The following is a 1270-nucleotide window of genomic DNA, read 5'->3' on the forward strand; positions in this document are numbered from 1 at the left end:
ACGTTAGAAACCGAACAGAAGCGATTAGCTGAGCAGTTAAAAGAGTGGCAAGCGCAACTAAGCTGGTGGAAAGACGTGACTAAAGCTGAGCAAACTATTGCGGTCAGTGAACACGATCTTAAAACCGCTCAAGATGAACTAGACCGTAATCAACCTTCATTAGAGCGCTTAGCAAACAGTGAGCCGGCTGAAAAGCTGCGCCCAATGCACAAAGATTTAAAGCGTTGCGAACAAGAGGTGAACACTACTCAAGCTTACCTAGATAACAGCACCAAGTTACTTGCCGTTCGTGATGCAGAAAAGCAAGACGCGCAAACTAAACTGACGCAAAGCAGTGCGATTGTCCAACAGGCGAAAAACGAGCAACAAGATCAAGAGAAGATCATCGATCTCGTCCGTCCGCTCGATAACCAAATTGCCGTACTCAAAGATAAGCAAACGGCGGCCGTTAATGCGGCGAATACGCTAAACGAACAACATACGCAGCAGCGCAATCAACAGGTTGTTTTAGTCCAAAAAACAGATGCACTGAAGCAACAAGATCAACTCAGTACTGAGTACTTAAATACACATCAAGCTGACCAACACCTGGAAAAATACCTAGGTCAGTGGCAAGCAAAGGTCGAGCAAGTTCGTACTTTAGAGCGCCAGCATTCAGAACAGTTGAACTCAGCGAAGCAAGCTTTGTCTGCGGTTGATGCTCAGCAAACGATCATCAAATCTGCGCAAGACGCGAAAGCAACGCAAGATAAGGCCTTAGCTGAATTGGCTGTGCTAGAGAGTAGTGCAAAGCAACAGTGGGAAGCATTGCAAGGCAACACCAGTGAGCAAGTATTGAATGCGCAAAAAGAGCTGTTGGAGTTTTGGAACCGCAATACCCATTCATTACTTGAGATCAATCGTGGCTTCCTAAATGCCCAGCAACAGCTGCACGCGAAAACACAGGCACATCAAACTAACATCCAGTTGGTCGACAAGCTTTCGAAAGAACGTGAAGTGCTGGTGGAGCGATATAAAGAGAGAGAGACTTCGCTTGAGCGATTAACGCGTTTGATTGATCAAGAAGGCGAATTGGCGAAATACCGTGCAGCTCTAGAATCTGGATCTGAATGCCCACTGTGTGGTTCAACAGACCATTCGATTGAACAGTCGCAAGACATTGCAAATTTGGTTGCTCAAAAAGATAGGGAAAACCTAGAACTAACGGCTATCAAAAAAGAAGGCCAAGAGCATCGTCAGCAGTTAGATTCTCTTGCCCCTATGATTGCGG

Annotated in this window: 1 pseudogene; it reads left to right on the forward strand. The window is 46.0% G+C overall.

Going from position 1 to position 1270, the window contains the following annotated elements:
• Positions 1-1270: pseudogene (locus AB4496_RS18125) on the forward strand (exonuclease SbcC); the annotation flags it as partial.

Source organism: Vibrio sp. 10N.222.46.A1 (assembly GCF_041473595.1).
In the GTDB taxonomy this organism is placed as follows: Bacteria; Pseudomonadota; Gammaproteobacteria; order Enterobacterales; family Vibrionaceae; genus Vibrio; species Vibrio tasmaniensis_A.